Annotated in this window: 22 protein-coding genes; 7 read left to right on the forward strand and 15 right to left on the reverse strand. The window is 67.7% G+C overall.

The annotated features are described in order from the left end of the window. Genes OG976_RS17410 through OG976_RS17450 form a run of 9 tightly spaced genes read right to left on the reverse strand, consistent with a single transcriptional unit; the run spans position 1 to position 9,289 of the window. Positions 1–564, reverse strand: a complete 564-nt coding sequence (locus tag OG976_RS17410; protein ID WP_328351214.1) for a tetratricopeptide repeat protein — start codon at positions 562–564, stop codon at positions 1–3. Positions 565–577: 13 nt separating this feature from the next. Then, positions 578–1,768, reverse strand: a complete 1,191-nt coding sequence (locus OG976_RS17415; protein ID WP_328363693.1) for an MlaD family protein — start codon at positions 1,766–1,768, stop codon at positions 578–580. Between the two features lie 56 nt (positions 1,769–1,824). Next, a complete protein-coding gene (locus OG976_RS17420) occupies positions 1,825–3,006 on the reverse strand; it encodes an MlaD family protein (protein WP_328351217.1) in 1,182 nt (393 codons plus the stop codon). Next, positions 3,003–4,121, reverse strand: a complete 1,119-nt coding sequence (locus OG976_RS17425) for an MCE family protein (protein WP_328351220.1) — start codon at positions 4,119–4,121, stop codon at positions 3,003–3,005. The genes OG976_RS17420 and OG976_RS17425 overlap by 4 nt, the downstream gene beginning before the upstream one ends. Then, positions 4,118–5,164 (reverse strand): MlaD family protein, encoded by a 1,047-nt coding sequence (locus tag OG976_RS17430; RefSeq protein WP_328351223.1) that lies wholly within the window; start codon positions 5,162–5,164, stop codon positions 4,118–4,120. The genes OG976_RS17425 and OG976_RS17430 overlap by 4 nt, the downstream gene beginning before the upstream one ends. Next, complete coding sequence (locus OG976_RS17435) at positions 5,157–6,212, reverse strand: MCE family protein (protein ID WP_328351226.1); 1,056 nt, start codon at positions 6,210–6,212, stop codon at positions 5,157–5,159. The genes OG976_RS17430 and OG976_RS17435 overlap by 8 nt, the downstream gene beginning before the upstream one ends. Further along, a complete protein-coding gene (locus OG976_RS17440; RefSeq protein ID WP_328351229.1) occupies positions 6,209–7,582 on the reverse strand; it encodes an MlaD family protein in 1,374 nt (457 codons plus the stop codon). Before OG976_RS17440 ends, OG976_RS17435 begins: the two co-directional genes overlap by 4 nt. Then, positions 7,583–8,401, reverse strand: coding sequence for an ABC transporter permease (locus tag OG976_RS17445; protein WP_442930540.1), 819 nt, complete (start codon positions 8,399–8,401; stop codon positions 7,583–7,585). A 36-nt stretch (positions 8,402–8,437) separates the two neighbouring features. Further along, the gene (locus OG976_RS17450; RefSeq protein ID WP_328351232.1) at positions 8,438–9,289 is read right to left on the reverse strand and encodes an MlaE family ABC transporter permease; all 852 of its coding nucleotides are present in this window, start codon (positions 9,287–9,289) and stop codon (positions 8,438–8,440) included. A 367-nt stretch (positions 9,290–9,656) separates the two neighbouring features. Between OG976_RS17450 and OG976_RS17455 the strand changes: the two genes are divergently transcribed. After that, positions 9,657–11,459 (forward strand): bifunctional serine/threonine-protein kinase/transporter substrate-binding domain-containing protein, encoded by a 1,803-nt coding sequence (locus tag OG976_RS17455; RefSeq protein WP_328363699.1) that lies wholly within the window; start codon positions 9,657–9,659, stop codon positions 11,457–11,459. Positions 11,460–11,463: 4 nt separating this feature from the next. Here the strand turns inward: OG976_RS17455 and OG976_RS17460 are convergent, their stop codons facing one another. Then, positions 11,464–12,594: a fatty acid desaturase family protein gene (locus OG976_RS17460; protein WP_328363702.1), complete on the reverse strand. Its 1,131-nt coding sequence runs from the start codon at positions 12,592–12,594 to the stop codon at positions 11,464–11,466. A gap of 272 nt (positions 12,595–12,866) precedes the next feature. On the opposite strand from OG976_RS17460, the gene OG976_RS17465 reads away from it, so the two are divergent. Both OG976_RS17465 and OG976_RS17470 read left to right on the forward strand, forming a co-directional pair. Then, entirely contained in the window at positions 12,867–13,574 is a 708-nt protein-coding gene (locus tag OG976_RS17465) for a GAF and ANTAR domain-containing protein (protein ID WP_328351235.1), read from the forward strand. Between the two features lie 46 nt (positions 13,575–13,620). Further along, complete coding sequence (locus OG976_RS17470) at positions 13,621–14,376, forward strand: GAF and ANTAR domain-containing protein (protein ID WP_442930351.1); 756 nt, start codon at positions 13,621–13,623, stop codon at positions 14,374–14,376. A 7-nt stretch (positions 14,377–14,383) separates the two neighbouring features. Here OG976_RS17470 and OG976_RS17475 read toward each other — a convergent pair whose 3' ends face one another. From OG976_RS17475 to OG976_RS17485, 3 genes are all read right to left on the reverse strand, one after another. Further along, positions 14,384–15,208 (reverse strand): GAF and ANTAR domain-containing protein, encoded by an 825-nt coding sequence (locus OG976_RS17475; RefSeq protein ID WP_328351238.1) that lies wholly within the window; start codon positions 15,206–15,208, stop codon positions 14,384–14,386. Between the two features lie 74 nt (positions 15,209–15,282). After that, entirely contained in the window at positions 15,283–16,917 is a 1,635-nt protein-coding gene (locus OG976_RS17480; protein ID WP_328351241.1) for a fatty acyl-AMP ligase, read from the reverse strand. 222 nt (positions 16,918–17,139) lie between these two features. Beyond that, on the reverse strand, positions 17,140–17,598 hold the full coding sequence (locus OG976_RS17485) for a DUF5709 domain-containing protein (RefSeq protein ID WP_328351244.1): 459 nt from the start codon (positions 17,596–17,598) through the stop codon (positions 17,140–17,142). Between the two features lie 129 nt (positions 17,599–17,727). Between OG976_RS17485 and OG976_RS17490 the strand changes: the two genes are divergently transcribed. Genes OG976_RS17490 through OG976_RS17500 form a run of 3 tightly spaced genes read left to right on the forward strand, consistent with a single transcriptional unit; the run spans position 17,728 to position 19,944 of the window. Then, entirely contained in the window at positions 17,728–18,249 is a 522-nt protein-coding gene (locus OG976_RS17490; protein ID WP_328351247.1) for a hypothetical protein, read from the forward strand. Then, on the forward strand, positions 18,246–18,788 hold the full coding sequence (locus tag OG976_RS17495) for a ferric reductase-like transmembrane domain-containing protein (protein WP_328351250.1): 543 nt from the start codon (positions 18,246–18,248) through the stop codon (positions 18,786–18,788). Before OG976_RS17490 ends, OG976_RS17495 begins: the two co-directional genes overlap by 4 nt. Then, entirely contained in the window at positions 18,781–19,944 is a 1,164-nt protein-coding gene (locus OG976_RS17500; RefSeq protein WP_328351253.1) for an NADH-ubiquinone oxidoreductase-F iron-sulfur binding region domain-containing protein, read from the forward strand. Before OG976_RS17495 ends, OG976_RS17500 begins: the two co-directional genes overlap by 8 nt. A gap of 7 nt (positions 19,945–19,951) precedes the next feature. On the opposite strand, the gene OG976_RS17505 is transcribed toward OG976_RS17500, so the two are convergent. Continuing rightward, positions 19,952–20,404 (reverse strand): DUF5994 family protein, encoded by a 453-nt coding sequence (locus OG976_RS17505; protein WP_328351256.1) that lies wholly within the window; start codon positions 20,402–20,404, stop codon positions 19,952–19,954. A 162-nt stretch (positions 20,405–20,566) separates the two neighbouring features. Next, the gene (locus tag OG976_RS17510; protein ID WP_328351261.1) at positions 20,567–20,698 is read right to left on the reverse strand and encodes a hypothetical protein; all 132 of its coding nucleotides are present in this window, start codon (positions 20,696–20,698) and stop codon (positions 20,567–20,569) included. 106 nt (positions 20,699–20,804) lie between these two features. On the opposite strand from OG976_RS17510, the gene OG976_RS17515 reads away from it, so the two are divergent. Then, complete coding sequence (locus tag OG976_RS17515; protein ID WP_328351264.1) at positions 20,805–21,578, forward strand: GAF and ANTAR domain-containing protein; 774 nt, start codon at positions 20,805–20,807, stop codon at positions 21,576–21,578. The last annotated feature ends 125 nt before the right edge of the window (positions 21,579–21,703 follow it).

Raw genomic sequence — 21,703 nt, forward strand, 5'->3', positions numbered from 1 at the left:
TCAGGGGAGTTCGACTTTGCTTGCCCGCCAACGACCGTCGACGTACTCCATGGTCATCTTCACCCGGCTGCGGTCGATCCGCGGATCCGGCGCCGCCGAGTTGGCCACCGTCTGGTCGACGAACATCAGCACCACCACCTTCTCCGGTGACGCCGACTGCACCGCGGAGTCCACCACGACGCCGTGTGCGGTCGCCTTGTTGTCGACCAGCAGCTGGCGCAGCTGCGCACTGGACCGCGAGTACATGTCCTTGAACTCACCGGTCGCCCCGTCGAGCACGTCGGCGAAGTTCTTGTCGACGTTGGTGGTGTCGATGCTCGTCAGCACCTGCGCGTAGGTCACCGCCGCCTGCTGGGCGTCATGGCTGGCTTGGGCCACCCGGTGCTGTTGCCACACCTGCCAGCCCAGGAAGCCCGAAAGCCCCAGCAGCGCAACAACCAACGCCGCCAGCGCACCGCGGAGCAGCCACTTGCGCGGCGTGGGCGCCGCCGCCACCACCTCGGGGATGGCAGTCTCCTCGGCCGGGGACTCGTCGCCTTCGACGTCGTCAGCCACAGCAGTCATGAGGGATCTCCTTCTAGTTCGGCGGTTCGATCGGCAGCACCGGGCCGCCGTACGGAGTCGGAATGGTGAAGCGGCCCTTCGGTGTCGGGTCGGTGGTCTGGCCCAGGTCAGCGCCCGGCGCCGGCCCGGCGGTGTCGTCCCCGGCCGGCCGGGGTGCATTCTTGGCCCCGCGGATCAGCACCGCCGGGTCGTCGTCGCGGCAGTAGGTGTTCAGCGGCGGCTCGGGATAGTCGGCCGACGACGGCGGGCGTCGCGGCGTGCCGTAGTCGCAGGCGTAGCGCGGGTAGATGTCGGCGGTGACCCACAGACCGTGGTCGTGCATCGTGGTGCCCAGCGCGTCGAGCACCGACCCGCGGTAGTCGGGGAACAACGCCGTCAGCGCAGGCACCCGCACGTACAGCAGCTGCGACGCGGTGGCCATGCTCGCCAGCAGCCCGACCATCGTGTCGGAGTTGTCGGCGAGCAGGGCGTCGGTGGCCGACAGCGTCGCCGGCGTCTGATCGACAAGGCGGCGGTACCCGTCGAGCATCCGGTTCACCCCGGTGAACGTGCGGCTCAGGTTGCCGGTGGCCACCGCGATGCCAGCGTTCTTGTCGGCGGCCGAGCTCAGCACGATCCGGCTGGTCCGCAGCAGGCTGGTGGTCTGCGGCAGCACCGAGTCCAGGGTCGACAGCAGGAATGTTCCGCCGTCGATGATATCGGCCAGCTTGCGTGGGCCGTCCTTGCTCATGCTGAGTTCCCGCTTGATCAGCTCGAGCTTGGCCGGATCGACCTGTGCCAGAACGCCGTCGGAATCGGCCAGCAGCTGCGCCAGGCTCACCGGCACCGAGGTCTTCGACTGCGCGATCACGCTGCCGTCGGCCAGATACGGCCCGGCATCGGAGGTCGGCACGAATTCGATGTACTGCTCACCGGCGGCCGACAATCCCGACACCCGCACCGGGCTCGATGCCGGGATCCGCACATCCGAACGCACCGTCGCCACCGCGGCCACCCCGTCGGGTGTCACCGCCAGCGACTGCACCCGACCCACCGCCACACCGCGCAGCGTGACGTCCTGATTGGGCAGCAGCCCGCCGGACTCCGGCAGTTCGATGGTGACCCGATAGGCCGAGGAAAACGGCGACACCCGCAGCGCACCGAACATCACATAGGCACTCGACAGCACCAGCGTGAGCGCCAGCGCGGCTGTCGACAGCCACATCCGGCGCCGGTACCCGAATCGGACCGTCCGCACGAGAACGTCTGCTGCCCAGGTGATCACGGTGGCGGCTCCGTCGTCGGGGGCGCGACGATCTGTTCCCCGGGTTCGGTCGGGCTGGGCAGTACCGCCACCTGCGGCACGTCGGGGCCCTGCCCGACGACCCGCTGCTGCAGCCGCCACAGTGTGTACTTGAACGACCCGACGAGTTGTGCCCAGTTGTAGCGCTTCGGCCCGTGCAACCCCTGGTCGCCGCCGAACCCGATGTCCGGGATCGACCCCAGCACCAGCCGGTCGATGCTGGCCCGCACCGAAATCGCTTCACTGGCCGTCGATTTGACCAGCGGCGGCATGATCCGGTTCAGCGCGGCCAGGTTGGCGTCCGGTGCCAGCACGACGTCGTTCCACGCCGACGCGATGGCGTCGGCGTCGCTGATCATGCTGCGGCCACTGGTGTCGGTGCCCGCGATCGACGGGAACTTCTCCAGCTGTCGGCTGGTCGCGCCGAGCTGCTCGACGAGGTCGGCCACTGTCGCGGTATTGGCCGCCAGCGTGTCGGCGGCCGGGCCCGCCGCCACCAGGACGTCGCTGAGCGTCTGGTTCTTCGCGTCGAGTTCCTTGGCCAGCGAGGAGGTTTGGGTCATCGCCTCCGAGATCTCGCCGGAGCGTGCGGTCAGTTTCGACAGCGTGCGGTTGGTCTTGGCGATCAGGTCGCCGAACGCCTGGCCCTGATCGCCGGTGGCCTTGCCCGCCCCATTGATGAGGTTGGTGAGATTGCGCACCGCGCCGCCGTTGACCATGATGGCCGCCGAGCTGAGCACCGACTCCACGGTGGCCGCCGCCGTCGTCGAGTCCAGGCCGATGGTGTCGCCGTTCTTCAGCAACGGTGTCAGCGGGCTGGCGGTGGCCGGTGGCTTGATCGCGACGAACACGTCACCCAGCGGCGTAGCCGAGCGCAGTTCGGCGGTGCTGCCCTGCGGCAGCCGCACCCCGTCCATGATCCGCAGCGTGGTGACCGCGGTGTAGTTGCGCGCCACCATCGACTCGAGTTCACCGACGTCGGCGCCGGCCAGCTTGACCTTGGCCTTGGCGGGCAGGTTCAGCGCATTGGAGAACACCGCGGTGAGCCGGTAGCCGCCGCTGCCGACGGTCGGTGCGGGCAGCGGCAGACTGGACAGCCCGCTCGACGAGCACCCCGTCACCGTCACCGCGACCAGGAGAACCGCTGCGGCGCGCTTCATTTCTGCCCCATCGCTGCCATACCGTCCAGCACGTAGGTCAGCCCGAAGTCCGGCCCGAAGTCCTGCAGGGTGCCGGTGCTGCAGCCCAGCTGCCGCAGCCCCATCAGATTGCAGACCTCCTTGACGCTCTGGCTGTCGAACAAGATCCGGTCGGTGAGCACCCGGGCGCGGGCGGCGCCGTTGTTCTGGTCGACGATGTTGTACATGTTGTCCAGGGTCAGCGGCGCAACGTCGATGAACTCGGCGAGGTCGCGCTGGCGGTCGACGAGCGTGCCCGCCGAGGTGTGCGCGTTGGTGACGATCGCCTTGATGTGATCGCGGTTCTTCTCCAGGAAGTCGCCGACCTGCTGCAGCAGGGTGTTCATCTTCTTTCCGGTGGTGCCGCTGCCGAAGTCCTCGTCGTTGACGATCTGGGTGAGTTGACGCACGGTGGCACCGAAGTCGCGCAGCGTCGCATCGTTGTCGGCCGCGGCCTGCATCAGCGAGCTCAGGTTGCGCACGATGGTGGTCAGCTGGTCACTGGTCTGCGCACCGCCGTCGGCGCTGAGCCGCAACGCATTCGACAACTGGTCCAGGGCCGTCTTGATCTTCTCGCCGTTGCCGTCGGCGATCGCGGCCCCGGAGTTGAGCACATCGGCGACCGGGCCGTTGCCGGTGCCGTCGCCCTTCAACGAGCTGGAGATCTTGTCGAGCACGCCGAGCACCCGGGCGAATTCGACCGGCGTCTTGGTGCGAGGTAGTCCGATGGTGTCGTGGTCGGCCAGCGTCGGGCCGTCGCGATAGGGCGGCGTCAGCTCGATCTGCCGGTCGGTCAGGATCGACGTCGACAGCGTGACGGCTTGGGCGTCGGCCGGGATCTTCACGTTGCGGTCGACGGTGAACTCGACTTCGACGTAGCCGCTTTTCGGCGTGACGGCGGTGACCTTGCCCACCGGCATCCCCAGCACCGCCACCGTGTTATTGACGTACAGCCCTGCCGCGCTGTCGAATTGGGCGGTCACCGTGATGTGGTCGCTGGCCGACCGGAAGAACACCCACGCTGCGGTGGCCGCCGAGGCCACCAACACGACGGCCGCGGCCGTGATGGCCACCACCTTCACCCGCGCCCGCCTCATTGGCAGTCCTTGAAGTACTGGATCATCCCGAACTGCTTGGCCCGCCCGCTGATCGCGCACATCCAGGAGTCCACGGCCAGGCCGTTGGGCACGTTGAAGTCCATCGCGTTACCGGTGCCGGTGGCATTGGCGAAGCCGCGCAACGCAACCGGGCCGGACTGCAGGATGCTACGCAGCAGGTCGTCGTGCTGGGCCAGCAAGGTGGTCAGCTCGCTGAGGTTGGCCACCGTCTGGTCGAAGTCGGCGCGGTTGTCGACCACCGTGGTGCTCATGGTGTTCACCAGGTTGGTCAGCGCGGCCAGCATCGCGTGAAACTGCGCGCTGCGCGACACGAACTGGCCGATCAGATCCTGGCCCTGGTTGATCATCGCCGCGATGTTGGCGTGTTGGCGCTCCAGCGTGGTGCTCACGAGCTCCGTGCTGGCGAGCAGCTGGCCGAGCTGGTCGCGGCGGTCGGCGATCACCGTGGACAGGGTGTGGATGTTCTGCATGGCCTGCGGCACCACCGCGGGCAGTCCCTGCATCTGCTTGCCGAGAATTCCCAGTGACTGGGCGAACGCGTCGGTGTCGACCTGCTGGTAGGTCGTCGACACGTCGGCCAGTGCGGCCTGCAGGTCGTAGGGCACCTCGGTGTGCGCGAGATCGAAGGTGTTGTCCGGCAACGTTCCACCGTCTTCGGGCACCAGCGCCAGATAACGCGAACCCAGAATGGTGGCCACCTTGATGACCGCCTTCGAGTCGGCGCCGAGCACCACGTCATCGCGGACCTCCAGGCCGGCCTCCACGTGGTCACCGGCCAGCTTCATGCTGGTGACCTTGCCGACCTGGATGCCCCCGATCGTGATCGGGTTGCCCGCTTGCAGGGCGGCGGCCTGTAGGAACTTCGCGGTGTAGTGCCGGTGCCCGACGTTGGCCGCATTGGCCAGCAGCATCGCGCCGACGACCACGCCGACCACAGCCACGGCGATCAGGCCGAGCCACGTCGCGTTGTAGCTTTCTAACCGTCGGCTGCGCAGCCGCGCCAGCAGCGAGCCCTCAGCCATTGCCAGCATTCCTGCATCGCGGGGTGTACCAGGCCTTGTTCCCCGGGGTGGCGGCGTCGACGATGATCGGCACCACGTCGTTGAGGCCGGGGAAGAATCCGGTGGCGTTCAGGTCGCAGGCGTAGGCGTTGGCGTATGCGCCTTCGCTGGTGATGCGGGCCAGCCCCTTCAACATCAGCGGCAGGTTGTCGGCGGTGAACGCCAACTGGGGCTCGATGGCGAGCAGATGTCCGGTGAATCCCGGCTGGCGGGTGAGCATCTCGTTCAGCGTCGGCGATGCGGTGTCGGTGATGGTGGACAGCTGGCGCATCACCCGTGCCAGCGACCCCGTGGAGGCCACCAGCTCCGGGCGGCGCGCGTCGAAGTCGGACACCGCGTGGCTGGTCTGGGACAACACTTGATCGAGGTGGCCGTTCTGGGCCGAGAGGCTGCCCATCACCGTGTTCAGTTGGGTGATCACATCGCCGAGCACCTGGTCGCGTCCGGCGAATGTGTCGGTGAGAGTGGAGGTTTGCGACACCAACTGCATGATCGACGCGTCGTCGCCCTGTAGCGAGGCGATGACACCCTTGGTCAGGTTGTCGGCGTCCTGCGGATTGAGCACGCTGAACAGTGGTTCGTAGCCGTTGAGCAGGGTGCTGACGTCGAACGACGGGTCGGTGCGCTCGACGGGAATGGTGCTGTTGGCCGGCAGGGGCGCGGTGTCGCCGGTCTTGCCCAGCGTCAACCCGACATACCGTTGGCCGACGATGTTCTGGTAAGTCACCGACGCCACCGTGTTGCCGAACAGCCGCTGGTCGTTCTGTACGACGAACGACACCTTCGCCAATTTGCCGCGCAGTTCGATCTTTTCGACGCGGCCCACGCGCACGCCGGCCATCCGGACGTCGTCGCCCTCACGCAGTCCGTAGACGTCGGTGAACATCGCCGCGTACGGCGTGGTCGGCCCGGCGACGTCGCGGCGCAGCGTCGCGTACACCAGCCAGGTCACCGTCACCGCCACCACCATGAACAGTGACAGCCCGATCAGCGAACCGCGGATCTTCATCGCGGACCTCCCGCATCGGCCTCAGCGGGCAGCGGTGCCGGGGGAGCGGGCGGAGCGGGGGTGTTGTCCGGGTCCGCGGAGCCCGGCACCCGCAGGGCCGGTGAAAGCCATGGCGGAACAGGGGGATTGGGGTCGGTCAGGTTCGGGTTGGGGTTCAGCAGCGGCGGACCGGTGGCCACCAGGTTGCCGTCGGCTCCGACGACCGTCCCCGGCGGCGGCGCCAGATCCTTGGGCGGCTGATAGTTCTGCGGCATCAGGATCTCCGGCAGGTCGGGCCGCACGACGATCTGCGGGGCGGTGTAGCAGCTGGGGCCCCACAGCTGGCCATAGCGCGGGCAGTCGGCGCGGGTGTAGCTGTAGCTCGGCGTCAGCGACAGGTTGATCCGCATGTTGCCCGCTTCCAACTCGGGGATCCACACCTCGTCGAAGAACTTGCGGGACAGGCCGTTCAGCTTGGTGAACGCCGGAACGAACTTGCCGGCGTTCATCGCCAGGCTCCCCAGCACCGGGGTCAGGTGGGTGGTGATTCCGGTCAGCTGGTCGATGTGGTTGTCGATGGCGGTGCGGGTGGTGCCGACGGTGGTGGCGCCGCCGCTGATCAACGTGGCCAGCGCTGAACGTTTTTCGGCCAGCACCTGCATCGGCTCGACGGCCTGGTGGAGCGCGTCGAGCAGGTCCGGTGCGGTGGCGGCCAGCCCGTGGGTGGCGTCGATCAACGCCGACACCGTCGTCGGGCCGGGCTCGGTGCTGATGACCGAGTTGAGTTCGTCGAGCAGCCTGCTGAGCTGGGCGCCGCCGGTCAGCAGCGTGCCCCGCCGGTTCTCTGTGGCGGCGTTGACCGCGGCCAGGATGCCGACGCTGTCGTCGTAGCGTCCGCGGCCGGCCGCAGCCAGCACATCGCGCAGCTTGCTGATGGTGGTCTGGAACAACACCGTCGGCAGGGCGGTGTCCTCGGGGATGTGCGCACCGGCCCGGATCGCCGGCCCGGCACCGTCGGCGACGAGCTGCACCGAGGACACCGCGAACACGTTGCTGGGCACCACCCGGGCGGTGACCGAGTCCGGAATCGATTCGGCGTACTCGGGTTTGAGGTCGATGTGGACGTAGTTGGGACTGCCGTTGGCGGCCGGGATCACGGTGTCCACCGAGCCGACCAGTACCCCGTGGTACTTCACGTCGGACTTCTGCGGCAGCCCGTCGCCGACGTTGAGCAGGTCGGCCACCACCCGCACATAGTTGGTGAGCTTGCCGGTCGACTTCACCACCAGCAGCGTGGTGATCAGGGCTGCGGCCAGCAGCACGGCGAGCCCGTAGACCAGCAGCTGACGCTCCGAGGGCCCGCGCCCGTCGAGTTCGAAGGAGTTGCCCATCTACCCGCCGAACCGTGCGCCGGCGTCCACGCTCCACAACGCCATCGTCATGAGCATGTTGACGATGATCACCACGGTGATGGCCGCCCGCATTGCGTGCCCGGCGGCGATGCCGACACCTTCTGGGCCGCCGCTGGCGTAGAAGCCGTAGTAGCACTGGATCGTCGAGGCGATCCAGACGAACACGACCGCCTTCAGCAGCGAGTAGAGCACGTCGGTGCCCGACAGCATCAGGGTGAAGTAGTGCAGGTAGGCCCCGGACGCGCCGCCGCTGATGAGCTCGACGACCACCTGGGTGGTCAGGTAACTCACCGCCAAACACAAGACGTACAAGGGGATTACGGCCACCACCGAGGCCATCAGCCGGGTGGTGACCAGATAGGGGATAGGCCGGATCGCCAGCGAGTCCAGTGCGTCGATCTCCTCGGCGATCCGCATCGAGCCCAGCTGCGCGGTGAACCGGCAGCCGCCCTGGGTGGCAAACGCCAGGGCCGCGGCGATCGGCGCGAGTTCTCGGGTGTTGACCAGTGACGAGATGATCCCCGTGGCCGGCCCCAGCCCGAGCAGGTTCAGGAAGTTGTAGCCCTCGATGCCGACGATCGCGCCGACCGTCATGCCCAGGACCACCGCCACCCCGGCGGTGCCGCCGCCGACGACCAGGGAGCCGTTGCCCCAGGCGATGTCGGAGAGCAGCCGGCCGAACTCGGCGCGGTAGTGGCGCAGGACGATCGGCACCGCCGCGACCGCGCGGACGAAGAACGCCAGAATGTGCCCGAGCCGCAGAATCGGCGCGGCGGCTGCCTTGGCGAGGGTGCTGATCCGGGCACCGAGCGGGGAGAAGGTCGCCACAGACACCTACAACCCCATCCTCGGGAACAGCATGTTGTAGAGCTGGCTGATGACGACGTTGACGATCATCAGGATGAGGATCGACTCGACGACGGCAGCGTTGACGGAGTTGGCTACCCCGGTCGGGCCGCCCTGGGTGGCAAGACCTTTCTGGCTGGACACCACGGCGACGATCGCGCCGAATACGACCGCCTTGAGCAGGGCCAGGATCATGTCCCCGGGGGTGGTGAACGACGCGAAGGTGGCCACGAAGCTGCCGGGTGCGCCGTTCTGGAAGTACACGTTGAACAGGTAGCTGGCCAGGAACCCGACGAAGCACACCACCCCGGTCAGCGCGACGCCGATCATGATGGCGGCGGCGAACCGCGGCACCACCAGACGGCGGATCACCGAGACCCCCATCACCTCCATGGCGTCGATCTCTTCGCGCATCGTGCGCGAGCCCAGGTCGGCGGTGATCGCCGAGCCGACGGCCGCGGCCATCAGGATCGCGGCCACCAGCGAGGCGGCTTGGCGGATGACGGCAAGACCGCTGGCGGCACCGGCCAGCGAGGTAGCCCCGACTTGTCCGGCGAGCAAGGCGAACTGGATGGACAGGGTGACCCCGACCGGCAATGCGACCAGAACGGTGGGCACCACCGCGGTGCCGGCCATGAAGGCGCCCTGCCGGACGAACTCCCGCCAGGGGAAGCGGCCGGTGGCGATATCGAGGATCAGGTACTGGATGGTGCGCACACCCAGGACGAACTGCTGGCCGACGGTGGTCAGGGACGCCAGCGGGTGACGGGTGACATAGCCGCCGGCCCAGTTCTCGATGGCCTCGGTGCCCTCGCGGACAGCCGGTTGCCGACTAGTCATCGAGGCGGCTATGTGATGAAGCAGGCGATACCAAAGCTGTTGTCCCTGAGGGTCGTTGACGATCAGTCCGCGCGTCGAGGAAACGGGCGTGCTGATGATCCCTTGGGTGCGCCTTGCGTCACCGTAGGACCAGCCCGGCTGCGCCGTCAAGGGAATGAAGAATATTGATTCACTTAATTGGGCTGCGGCCTAGGCGCGACGGTGCAATGGCATACGCAACACGCCGGGCAAGGCGTATGAGAACGCACACTCACGGCCTCTGGTGGCCAGAACCGGCCCCAGGCACCAGCTCAGCCGACCCTGGGGCATCCCTGGCAAACGTGCGGTAACTTCAATCGACGGTCACAGGGTTGGCGAGGAGTAGATGGTGGATCCCACGCCATTCGGGCACTATCAGCTGCGCGAGCTGATAGGTCGTGGCGGTATGGGCGAGGTCTACCGCGCTTTCGACACCAAAACCGACCGCATCGTGGCGCTGAAGGTCCTGCCGCACCACCTTGCCGAGGACACCACGTTCCAGCAACGCTTCCGCCGCGAGGCTCAGGCTGCCGCCGCCCTCAACGAACCCCACGTGGTGCCCATCCACGGCTACGGCGAGATCGACGGCCGCCTCTATCTCGATATGCGTCTCATCGAGGGCCGCCCGCTGGGTGCCACCCTCACCGACTCGAAGACCCTCGACCCGGCCTATGCCGTTCACGTCATCGAGCAGGTCGCCGCCGCCCTGGACGCCGCACACGCCACCGGCCTGATCCACCGCGACATCAAACCCTCCAACATCCTGATCACCGACCGCCAGTTCGCCTACCTCATCGACTTCGGCCTGGCCCGCACCGCGGGTGAGAACGGGCTGACCACCGCGGGCAGCACCCTGGGCACCCTGGCCTACATGGCGCCCGAACGCTTCGACGGCGGCCAGGCCGACCCCCGCGCCGACATCTACGCCCTGGCCTGCGTGCTCTACGAGTGCCTGACCGGGTCGCGGCCCTACCCGGCGGACAGCATGGAGCAGCAGATCGCCGGGCACATCCGCAAGCCCGCACCCAAACCGTCCGACAGAGACCCACGGCTGGCCGCCTTCGACGATGTCGTCGCCAAGGGGATGGCCAAGAAGCCCGAACAGCGCTACCAGAGCGCGGGTGAACTGGCCGCCGCCGCCCGCAAGGCCCTCGACTCACCGGTCCGCAAGACGGGCACGTCGGGCCGGCACTCCCTGCCCGCCAAGCGAATTCGAGTTCCCGGCAAGGTGCTGCTCGCCGTGTCGGCCACCGTCCTGCTCGTCGCGACCCTGGGTATCGGTGCCTGGCAGTGGCGGGCCGGCGACGATCGCGGCTCGACCGCACCCACCAGCCTGGCCGGCGCGCTGTCGTCCTCGCAGGCTCCGCCGGCACCGGCCGGCGCTGTCCCCGAGATCGCCGCCACCGTCCCCGACACCATCCGCAAGACCGGGCGTCTCGTCATCGGCGTCAACACGCCCTACGCCCCCAATGAGTTCATCGACGCCTACGGCAAGCTCGTCGGCTTCGACATCGACCTGATGAACGCGGTGTCCCGAACCCTCGGTCTCACACCGGAATACAAGGAGACCGCGTTCGAGGCGATCATCCCTTCGGTGCGTGCCGGTGACTTCAATCTTGGAATGTCGTCGTTCACCGATACCAGGGAACGCCAGGCCGCCGCCGACTTCGTCACCTACTTCCAGGCCGGCACGTTGTGGGCTCAGCGCCCCGGCGCCCCGGTGAACCCCGAGGACGCGTGCGGGCTGAAAGTCGGTGTGGCCTATGCCGCCATCCAGGAGACCACCGAGATCCCGGCCAAAAGCCAGGCCTGTGTGGCGGCAGGCAAGCCACCGATCGCCAAGGTCGTCTACACCCGCCAGGACGACCTCAACGCCGCATTGATGGCCGGCGACGTCGACGCCATGTCGGCCGACTCGCCGGTCACCGGATTCGCCATCAAAACCAGCGGCGGTCAGCTCGAGGCCGCCGGTGAGGTGTTCGACTCCGCGCCCTACGGCTGGCCGGTCGCCAAGAATTCCGGCCTGGCCCAACCACTGCAGAAGGCGCTGGAGCACCTGATCGAGACCGGCGAGTACCGCACCATCGCCACCATGTGGGGTGTGGAGATGGGCATGATCGACACGCCGCAGATCAACGGCGCCGTGCGCTGAGCCGCTACTGCAGCTGAAGCGGTCGTTCCGACGCGGTCTCGGGAGCGTTGTCAGCGGTGGCGCGCAGAAAGCGGTCCGGCAGAGCCAGCTTCAGGATGGTCCGCTGGGCCAGGAAGAACTGGCGCGGCAGCGATCCCGTCGTATACGGCAGCCCGTAGTCGGCACACAACGCCTCCACCCGCCGGGCGATCGCGGCGTAGCGGTTGCTCGGCAGATCGGGGAACAGGTGGTGTTCGATCTGGTAGCACAGGTTGCCGCTGAGGAACGCCAGCACCCGGCCAGCCCTGAAGTTGGCGCTGCCGAGCATCTGGCGCACGTACCACTCGCCCTTGCTCTCCTGCTCGATAGCGCCGGCGGTGAACTTCTCCGCCCCGTCGGGAAAGTGGCCGCAGAAGATCACGGCGTAGGCCCAGAGGTTGCGCAGCACGTTGGCCGCCGCATTAGCGGTCAACGCCCGCCGCCATCGAGTTCCGTTGAGGGCCGGGATCGCGACGTAGTCCTTGAGGATCTGACGGCCGATCTTGCGCTTGAAGGCCTGCGTGTGGGCGGCTCGTTCGGCCTCGGTTTCCGCGCGTTCGTGCTCGGAATGCAGTCCGTGCAGGGCGATGCCCCACTCGAAGATGACGGCCAGTAACACGTTGCGTAACGGCTGGGCAAGATTGCGTGGCTGCCAGGCGACGTCGCGGGAGACGCGCATGATGCCGAAGCCCAGGTCGTCGTCGACGTCGACGACGTTGGTGAACACGTGGTGGCGGTAGTTGTGTGAGTACCGCCATTGGGATGACAACCCGGCCATGTCCCACTCCCAGGATGTGGAGTGGATCTCGGGATCGTTCATCCAATCCCATTGGCCGTGGCCGACATTGTGGCCGATTTCCATGTTCTCGATGCTCTTGGCCACTGCCAGCGAGACAGTCCCCAGCAGCCATCCGGCTCGCGAGCGGGTACCGAAGATCAGCAACCGGGAACCGATATCCAGGGCCCGCTGGAACCGGATGGTTCTGCGGATGTAGGCCGCGTCGCGGGCCCCACGGGAAGCCTCGACCTCGGCCCGGATCGAATCCAGGGCGACCCCCAGAGCGTCGATGTCATCTCGGCTGAGGTGGGCATACCCTGCGACGTCGTTGATCGCGATGCTGTGTCCTCGAGGGTGATGAACGTTGTGTGATTGGGCAACAACGGTATTGAGGACGTGCCCGACGGTGAGCGGGTGCTCGCGGTACCGCGGAGGCGATGCCGTTTCGGGCCGGCTGTGGTGTCAGCATGTCCAGCCTACCCGCGGCGCGCGGCAGCGCAGGTCGAGCGTTGAGCAAACCCGAGCATTTGGGACCGAAGTGGGGCAGGCTGAACCCATGGCGCCGCTACGTTCCCACACTGTGCCGGCGCTGCAAGCCTGGTCCGGCTAGTTTGACGATTCAGGACGGTCTTGTCGCGGCAGTCGAGGGCAGGCGCGGATCGCAGGCTGCCGACCTTCTGTGTCAAGCATGCGTGAAGTTGCTCGATGTCGACGCCGCGGCGATCTCCCTGGTCTTCGACGGGACGAATACCGCCACACTGGGCGCCAGCGGACCCCGGGCGAAGCTGTATGACGAGCTGCAATTCATCTACGGCGAAGGACCTTGCCTGGATGCGGTGACCGGTCAGGCTCCGGTGCTTGTCGTCGATCTGGGCTATCCGGGTGAAGCGCGCTGGCCCAGCTACGGCCGGGCGATGCTGGAGAACCACATCCGGGGCGTGTTCGCCATGCCCGTGCTGGCAGCAGGTGAGTACGTCGGGGCCCTGGACCTGTTCCGGGCAGAACCGGGCTCGTTGCCGGGCGAGCAGATCGCGGGCATGGCCGTCGCCGCGGAGCTGGCCTGCATACCGGTGCTGGATCTACTGGCCGGCGATCTGCAGGCGGCCATTGAGGACCCCGCGAGCAGCGCCTGGGCGGAGCTCAACGCGCTCAGCCGGGTCGAGGTAAGCCAGGCGACTGGCATGCTGGTGGCACAGCTGGATATCGATCCGACGGAGGCTCTGGTGCGCATCCGTGCCCACGCCTACGCCACCGGCCGAAGCGCCACCGAGGTCGCCCGCGACATCCTGGACCGGCGCCTGCGATTGGACGCCGACTGATGCGCGACACCGAATGCTCATCCACGCCAAGGCCGGGAGGGCCGCGATGGTGAACGACAACCTCCGAGAAACCCAAGTGCTGAGCGCGGTGGTATCGCTGGTCGACCGCCTGCTCGACGACTTCGACGTCGTCGATCTGCTCACCGAACTCACCGAACGCTGTGCCGAACTGCTCGACGTCGCCTCGGCCGGATTCCTGCTGGCCGATCCGCTGCAACGACTTCATCTGCTGGCCGCCACCTCCGAGCAGACCCGTGAACTCGAACTGTTTCAGCTGCAGGCTGAGCAGGGACCGTGCATCGAGTGCTACCGCACCGGTGAGCCGGTTCTGGTCCCCGACCTGCGCAGCGAAGCCGACCGGTGGCCGCAGTTCGTCCCCGCCGCCGTGGACGCCGGCTTCGCTGCGGTGCACGCGGTGCCGATGCGGGCAGCCGGTTCCGTGCTGGGCGCGCTCGGCCTGTTCGACACCAGCCCCGGGGAGCTCAGCGAAGCGGATCGACTCGTCGGTCAGACCCTGGCCCACATCGCCTGTGTGGCGGTCCTGCAGGAACACCCGCCGACGCTGGCCACCGTGGTGGCACCGCTGCGCTCGGCGCTGGCCTCACGCATGCTCGTCGAGCAGGCCAAAGGCTTCCTCAGCGAGATGGTCGGAGTGTCGGTGGACACGTCATTCCAGCTGCTGCGCACTTACAGCCGCTCGCGGGGCGAGCACCTGACCGATGTCGCGCGGCGGCTGATGCGGGAACGCCATACCCGGCCCGAGATCGTGCGGGCCATATCGGAGCTGGCCCGCACGCAGTGAGCGTCGGCTACTGCTGACGCGCTCGGGCCCGGCGGACGGCCTCGTCGACGATCTGCTCGGCGACCTCGGCCAGTTTGATGTGCTCGGTCTGGCTGATGCGGGTGAGGCGCTCGAACGCCTCCTGTGCGGTGGCGCCCGATCGGCTGCGGATGATGCCGATCGCCTGGTCGATCACCGCCCGGCTGCCCAGGGCCGACTGCAGCTGCGCGGTGCGGTGCCGGGTGCTGGCCAGCAACTGCGCGTTGTACACCGACACCGCGGCGGGCCCGGAGAATTGGATTCCGAGTTGCACCGCGTGCTCGGCGAACGCATCGCGGCCGTGGGCGTAGGAGTTGATCGAACCGATCACCTGCTGGCCGATGGTCAGCGGCAGAGCCAGCACGGAGTGCACTCCCATGCGCGCCACCCTGCCGCCGAAGTGCGGCCACCGGCGGTCGCTGCCCAGTGAGCCGCTCACGGCGGGCCGCCGCGTCCGAACGCACGTGATGCACGGCCCTTCGCCGAGTTCCTCGTACTGCACGGTGTCGATGAGGCGGACGAAGTCGGCGGTGGCCGACCATGCCTGCACATGGGGCTGCGCACCGTTGCCAGAGACGTCGTCCGAGCCGACCAGCGTAACCCCTGCGCCGTCGACGCCCGGGATGGCCCGCACGGCGAATTGTGCTACCTGACTGAGCATTTCGTCGACGGAACAGGCTCCTGCGACGATCTTGGCCACACCGCTGAGCCCGGCGTTGAGGTCGAACTCGTCGGCTTGAAGCCGCGCGGGTGACAGTTCGGGTTCCGGGGGCAGCTTGCGGCCGGGCTGGACGTCGTAGTCGTACTCGGCCATCGCCCCTTCACTTCCCTACGCAGTGGCAAATGCGCACAGTACGTACCCCGTGAGGCTGAATCTACGCGTCCACCTCAGACGACCAAAGACATGGCGTGAGCTCGCCGCAACTTGCCCGACGGAGTCTTCGGGATGGTTCCAGGAGCAAGCACCACCACCCGGCGGGGCCGGGCCTCGACCTCGACGACCACCTCGTGGGTTACCTGGCGTTCGATCCGGCGCGCCTCGTCGCGGTCATCGAAGGCTGTGGACTCCACGGCCACCGCGAACGATTCGCGGAAATGTCCGGCATCAAGCCGTACCGCGACCGTGCAGCCGGGGCGCACGCCCTCGACGCGGGAGGCCGCCCGCTCGATGTCGGTGGGATAGATATTGCGCCCGGCCATGATGATGACGTCCTTGAGCCGGCCGCAGACGACGATCTCGGCGTTCTCGGTGAGGTAGCCCAGATCTCCGGTGTCATACCAGCCCTCGTCATCCTGCGCGGAGACGAATCCGGCGATGGTGGTGTAGCCGGGGGTGACGGGTTCGCCGCGGACGTGGATGACGCCGACGCCGCGGGTCGGCAGCAGTGCGCCGTCCTCGTCGACGATGCGGACGTCCAGTCCGTCCAGCGGGCGACCCAGGGTCACCAGGCGACGGACGTTGTGCCGGGCCGCGGGCACGGCTCGCTGCAGCACGGCCAGCAGATCGGCGTCGACCTCGTCGACGGCCATGCCGGAACCGCAGGCCGAAAATGACACTGCCACCGTCGTCTCGGCCATCCCGTAGGCGGGGACGATCGCCTCGGGCCGCAATCCGTAGGGTGCGCCGGCCGCGCACAGTTCCTCGACATCGGCCGGGTCGACCTGCTCGGCTCCCGAGAGCGCCCATCGCAGCGACGACAAGTCGAACTCGCCGGGTGTCGCCGAGTTCCGTAAACGCTTCGCCAGCAAGTTGTAGGCAAAGTTGGGGGCGGCGGTCATCGTCCCCTTGTATTTGTCAATCAGCTTGACCCACAACAAGTTATCGCGCAGGAAGTCCATCGGCGTGAGCTTGACCAACTCGGCGCCGAAGTACATCGGCACGGTCAGGAAGCCGGTCATGCCCATGTCGTGGAAGCAGGGCAGCCAGCTGACGATCACGTCGGACGCCTGGTTGAACTCCGCGCCGACGAACATCGCCTCGGCGTTGGCCACGACGTTGGCATGGGTGATGTGCACGGCCTTGGGCGAGCCGGTCGACCCGGAGGTCAGCTGCAGCAAGGCCAGGTCGGTCTCTGCGGTCGGCACCGGGCGCACCGCGCGTGCCTGCGCGAGGTCGTCAACGATCAGCACCTGCATCCCCAGCCCGGTCAGCAGCGGTACGGCCGCCAAAAACGGGTCGGAGACGACCACTGCTCTCGCGTCGATCACCGAGATCACCGCCGCGGTCTCCTCGGCCCAACGCTGCAGGTCGGTCCGGGGGGTGGGCTGGTGCAGCATCGTCACCGACGCCCCGCGCATCCAGATCGCCTGCGCGGTCGGCGCGATATCGACCGGGGCACCGGCGAGAACGGCCACGGCGTCGCCCGGGCCCACCCAGGCGGCGGCCAGTCCGCCGGCGATCCGGCTGGCGCGCTCGTGCACGTCGGCCCAGCTGTGCCGGACCGGAGCATCAGGCTCCCCGGTGACCATGCCGTTCACACTCCACTGAGCGTTTCCGAACATCGTCTCGGTGAACTGGCTCATGAATGTCCTTGTGCCAGCCGCGCAAGGACGCGGCCCGCAAGGTCGTGGCTGCGCAGCAATCTGCGTATGCCAAGCGCCGGAACTACGGGTCGGCTTGCGTCTCTCACCGGAACTTCGGTGCGGTGGGGTGTCCAGATCGCCACCGTGACGCTTCCGCGGGGCTGGTGAGTCAGCCCCATCGACCGTACCGCGCTGAAGCACGCACGGCCGAGTGACTCGGCTCTAGGTCTCCTCGCCGATGATGTGCATGGCGGCCTCTTCGGCCGATGCCGCGCCACCGTCGATGCCGACGTCGGAGGCGAACAGTTCGGCGTCGTCGTCCGCACCGGAACCGAGGTTGGCGGCCACCAGCCGGCCTGAGCGCGCGCCGCCCACCTCGTCGTCCTGGGGGAACTCCGATTCGCGTTCGGAGTCATCGGAGCGTTCCTGTTCCAACTCGTCGAGCACGTTGTTCAGTCGCGACAGCGGATCGGGCTCTTCCTCGGCCAGCAGCTCATCGAGGGTCTCTTTGCCGGGATGGTCGAGCACAGCCTTGGCGTACGGCCGCTCCGGCGGGGAGATTCCCTCGTCGAGGATGTCGTCGACGCCGCGGTCGACGAGGGTGTCCTCGGCCTGCAGCTGGTTGTCGTCATCGACGCTGTATTCGCCGGACTCGATGGTGGTGTCGTTCCAGTTGCTCACGTTTCCACAATGGCACGAATCGACCTGAAAGCGGCGGTCAGAGCTTTCATTGGGGCCTTTGGTCACCACCTAGCGGGCCCATAGCGAGTTCTTTGAGCGGCCTAAAAATCGGCTGCCACTCTCGTGGACATGAACACACCTCGTTCCGGGTTCCGCCGGGCCGCCGTCGCCTCGTGGACGCTGGCCGGAATCGGCGTCGCCGGAGTGGCCGGGGCCTCCGCCCTGGCCTACGCCGACACCTATAAGCCGCCGCCCGCAGCGGAGGCCCCGGCACCCGAGGTCCTGGCACCCGCGCCGCCGGTGGTGGCGCCGCTGCCGGCCCCGCCGGTCGACGCCCCGCCGCCGCCCGCCGACCCGGTCGTCACCGACGCCCCCGTCGTGCAGGCTCCCGTCGTGCAGGCACCCGTCGTGCAGGCACCCGTGCAGACCTACACGCCGGCCTACACCGCTCCGCCGACTTACACCCCCAAGTACACGCAGGCACCCGTCCAGCAGGCGCCCGTCCAGCAGCAGGCTCCGTCGTCGTCCTCATCCTCGGGCTCGGGTCAGTCCTCGTTTCCCATCCGCAAGAGCCACGTCCCGGCCGGCGGAGCCACCGTGTCGGGCGGTAACAGCTTCTCCCCGCACGTGACGGTCTCGCGCGGGTCATGACCAGTGAGGCCCTGTGGGCGCTGGGGCGTGGCAACGGCATCGTCGCGCTCGCGTTCATGACGATCTCGGTGGCGCTCGGCATCGCCACCCGGTCAGGTCGCCCGCTGGTGGTGCTGCCGCGCTTCGCCGTCGCCGACGTGCACCGCTTCGTCGCCCTGGCCGCAACACTTCTCGTGCTACTGCACATGGGGCTGCTGTTCATGGACCCCTACGCCAAACTTCGACTCATCGACTTCGTGGTGCCGTTCCTCGGTGCCTACCGGCCGCTGTGGCAGGGGCTGGGCACCGTCGCCTTCGATGTGCTGCTCATTGTCATCATCACCAGCCTGCTACGACAACGGCTGGGGCTCAAGGTGTTCCGCGTCATCCACTGGGTGACCTATCTGCTGTGGCCGATCGCGATGGCCCACGCCCTGGGCAATGGCACCGACACCGCTCGCGTGTGGTTCCTGGCGTTTGCCGGCTGCTGCGCCCTGATCGTGGCCGCCAGCCTGGTGTGGCGACTGCGTTCCAACTTCACCGAGTACGCCGATGCGTGACGCCCGGCTGCTGGGCGCGCGCGGGCCCGGAATCACTGCACACCAGAGCCATTTCGGTCCCATGCCACAGGTCGGACCCGACCTCGTCGCGGCCATCGGCGAAGCCGGATTGTCCGGGCGTGGTGGCGCAGGCTTTCCCACCGCGCGCAAGATCGGCGCGGTCACCGGAGGTAAACCGGTGGTCGTCGGCAACGGCGCCGAAGGCGAACCGTTGAGCCGCAAGGATGCGATGCTGCTGACCAGGGCACCGCATCTGGTGATCGACGGTCTCGAAGCCGCCGCCGCGGCGGTCGACGCCGACAAGCTGTATCTCTACGTGCACGCCGACGCGATGCCCGCGGTCACCACAGCGCTGGCCGAACGCCCGAATCGGGTCACCGTGGTCCAGGCTCCCGACACGTTCGTCGCCGGCGAGGAATCATCGGTGGTCCGGCGGATCGAAGGCGGCCCGGCCCTGCCGCGCGACCGTATCGTCCCCACCGCGATCTCCGGTGTGCGCGGACGCCCCACCCTGGTCAATAACGTTGAAACACTCGCTCATATCGCGCTGATCGCCCGCTACGGTGCCGAATGGTTCCGGTCCGTCGGTGAGCGCGACGAGCCCGGCACCATGCTGGTCACCCTGTCCGGTGCGGTCGACAATCAGGGTGTGCTGGAGGTGCCGACGGGCACACCGCTCACCGACCTGATCGACCCACGCGGGGTCTCCGCGGTCCTGGTCGGTGGCTATCACGGAAGTTGGTTGACGGCAGATGCTTTCGCCGGCGCACGGCTGTCCAGGCCCGGGCTGAAGGAGCTGGGGGCCAGCCCTGGCGCCGGCATCATCCACGCGCTGGGCCGAACCGAGTGCGGGCTCGCGCGCACCGCCGAGATCGTGGGCTATCTGGCCGACGAGAGTGCCCGCCAGTGCGGACCGTGCCTCAACGGCCTGCCGCGGCTGGCGGAGCTGGTCGACGAACTCGCGTACGGTCGCGCCAATGATGCTGTGGCCAAGGAGATTCGACGGATCGTCCGGCTGGTTGACGGCCGCGGTGCCTGTCGGCACCCGGACGGCACCGCACGGATGATCCGCAGCGCACTACGCGCCTTCGCCGCCGACATCGAACTGCACCACAACGACCGTTGCACCGCCGCCGACGCCGTCGTGCGCGACTAACGCCCGGCTAGCCCCGAGCGGGTGCCAGCAGATTCTCGATCGTTGAAGCGTCGTCCGGTGTGGCTGCGGCCATCATGATGTCATGTGCCCGTTCAGGATCCGTTGCGGCGGGTACCACCAGAAGCACGAGCTTGCCGCCGCCGATTCCCTGGACCTCGACGGTGTGGTCCGGCTGGCGTTGGTAGCCGGCGAGCCGCACCGTGCGATCGCCGACCAGCATCTTGGCGGGCGCCTTCACCCACTCGGTCAACTTGTAGAGCACGTACGTGATCGGGCCGAGCCGGACCGACAGGACCGCGAGCAGGTCCGGCACTTCGGCTTCGAGGTTGTCGCTGTGCGGCCACCAGGCGCCATCGACCCGACCCGTCAGGGGAGCCTTGGGTTTCAACCGGAGCCGTGGCGTCTCCTGGGGAGGGGTCTGCTGCCAGCCATGGGATGATCGAGTGTGGGTCTGCGTCATGAGACGCTCCTGCCTGTCGGCCGCAAAGCGACCGAAATTGTCAGCGACGAAGCGACTTTGGATTGTGCGACGTACCGCCGATGCCCTCGACTCTACGCCCTCACCGATTGAACGCGAAAACTATTCGTCAACAATAATTTTCGCGCGAATAGCCCGCTGAGGTCAGCGACGCTTGATGTTGAGCACAGGGTCACTCGCCGTGCCGTCGCTCTTGCCGCGCTTGTCGGCCCGTTTCTCTTTCAACGACTTTCCGGCCTTCTTCGTCATGGACTGCCGAGGGGATTTGTCAGACACTGAGGGCGCCCTTTCATCAGGGGGCCGGTGGCTAGGTCCCGTCCAGCCGACGGTACACGCGAAAGCCGGGCCCGGGGCCGCGACGGGATGGACGTAGGCTGATCCGATGGCGCGGGCGAGCCAAGACGATGCGGAATCACAGACTTCCGACGACGCCAATCTGCGCGCCGGCATCGCCGATCTCGCGGGTTTGGTCGCGGACAGCCGACCGCTGCCCGAACTGCTGGCCGACGTCGCGGCGTTCGCGGCGAGTGCGATACCGCGAGCCGATGGTGTCAGCGTGGTGCTGCTGCGGGGTCAGCCCCCCGACATCGGGGTCGAAGCGTCAGCCGCCAGCGCCGAGCTGGTCGAACAGATCGACCGCATCCAGTACGTCACCCTTGGTGAGGGGCCCTGCATCACCGCCGCTGAGCAACGGCACCCGGTGTACTCCGGATCCTTGGGGGGTGAGCGGCAGTGGCCCCGGTTCGGTCCCCGCGCGGGACGGCTGGGCATTCACAGCGTGCTGGCCCTGCCCCTGCTGGTCGGCGATCATGTGGTCGGCGCCATCGGCGTGTACTCCCGCGACAAGGATGCTTTCGACCGCCACGCCTGCGAACTCGGAGAACTGTTCGCCAAACCCGCCGCGGTAGCCGTGCACAACGCCCGAATTCTCGCCCAGGCGCTGGCGCTCACCGACCGGCTCCAGGCCACGCTGCTCATCCGGCCGGTGATCGACCAGGCGGTCGGCGTCATCCGCGGCCGCACCGGACGCAGCACCGAGGACGCGCTCGAACACCTCCGGGCGATCAGTCAGGCCGAGCAGCGCAAGCTGGCCGAGGTTGCCCGTAGCGTCGTCGACGAGGCTGTGCGTCGAGCCCGCGCCCGGCGAGAGCCGTGACCAGGGGTGTAACGTAGACACTGTTGGTAACCCAGCCAGTCCGGGATGAGTCAGCTGTCCGCCGCTGAACTTGCCGAGCATCAGCTCACGCCGGGCACGCCGGTGACGACCGCCAGGCGGGATCA

It is taken from the genome of Mycobacterium sp. NBC_00419 (assembly GCF_036023875.1).
Classification (GTDB): Bacteria; Actinomycetota; Actinomycetes; order Mycobacteriales; family Mycobacteriaceae; genus Mycobacterium.

What these genes read in the sequence shown, in the direction of transcription:
- OG976_RS17450 (WP_328351232.1), bottom strand. Translation starts at nt 9,289, where the DNA reads ATGACTAGTCGGCAACCGGCTGTCCGCGAGGGCACCGAGGCCATCGAG.
- OG976_RS17495 (WP_328351250.1), top strand. Translation starts at nt 18,246, where the DNA reads ATGACCAGTGAGGCCCTGTGGGCGCTGGGGCGTGGCAACGGCATCGTC.
- OG976_RS17435 (WP_328351226.1), bottom strand. Translation starts at nt 6,212, where the DNA reads ATGAAGATCCGCGGTTCGCTGATCGGGCTGTCACTGTTCATGGTGGTG.
- OG976_RS17480 (WP_328351241.1), bottom strand. Translation starts at nt 16,917, where the DNA reads ATGAGCCAGTTCACCGAGACGATGTTCGGAAACGCTCAGTGGAGTGTG.
- OG976_RS17420 (WP_328351217.1), bottom strand. Translation starts at nt 3,006, where the DNA reads ATGAAGCGCGCCGCAGCGGTTCTCCTGGTCGCGGTGACGGTGACGGGG.
- OG976_RS17440 (WP_328351229.1), bottom strand. Translation starts at nt 7,582, where the DNA reads ATGGGCAACTCCTTCGAACTCGACGGGCGCGGGCCCTCGGAGCGTCAG.
- OG976_RS17430 (WP_328351223.1), bottom strand. Translation starts at nt 5,164, where the DNA reads ATGGCTGAGGGCTCGCTGCTGGCGCGGCTGCGCAGCCGACGGTTAGAA.
- OG976_RS17415 (WP_328363693.1), bottom strand. Translation starts at nt 1,768, where the DNA reads ATGTGGCTGTCGACAGCCGCGCTGGCGCTCACGCTGGTGCTGTCGAGT.
- OG976_RS17500 (WP_328351253.1), top strand. Translation starts at nt 18,781, where the DNA reads ATGCGTGACGCCCGGCTGCTGGGCGCGCGCGGGCCCGGAATCACTGCA.
- OG976_RS17515 (WP_328351264.1), top strand. Translation starts at nt 20,805, where the DNA reads ATGGCGCGGGCGAGCCAAGACGATGCGGAATCACAGACTTCCGACGAC.
- OG976_RS17490 (WP_328351247.1), top strand. Translation starts at nt 17,728, where the DNA reads ATGAACACACCTCGTTCCGGGTTCCGCCGGGCCGCCGTCGCCTCGTGG.
- OG976_RS17475 (WP_328351238.1), bottom strand. Translation starts at nt 15,208, where the DNA reads ATGGCCGAGTACGACTACGACGTCCAGCCCGGCCGCAAGCTGCCCCCG.
- OG976_RS17505 (WP_328351256.1), bottom strand. Translation starts at nt 20,404, where the DNA reads ATGACGCAGACCCACACTCGATCATCCCATGGCTGGCAGCAGACCCCT.
- OG976_RS17470 (WP_442930351.1), top strand. Translation starts at nt 13,621, where the DNA reads ATGGTGAACGACAACCTCCGAGAAACCCAAGTGCTGAGCGCGGTGGTA.
- OG976_RS17425 (WP_328351220.1), bottom strand. Translation starts at nt 4,121, where the DNA reads ATGAGGCGGGCGCGGGTGAAGGTGGTGGCCATCACGGCCGCGGCCGTC.
- OG976_RS17410 (WP_328351214.1), bottom strand. Translation starts at nt 564, where the DNA reads ATGACTGCTGTGGCTGACGACGTCGAAGGCGACGAGTCCCCGGCCGAG.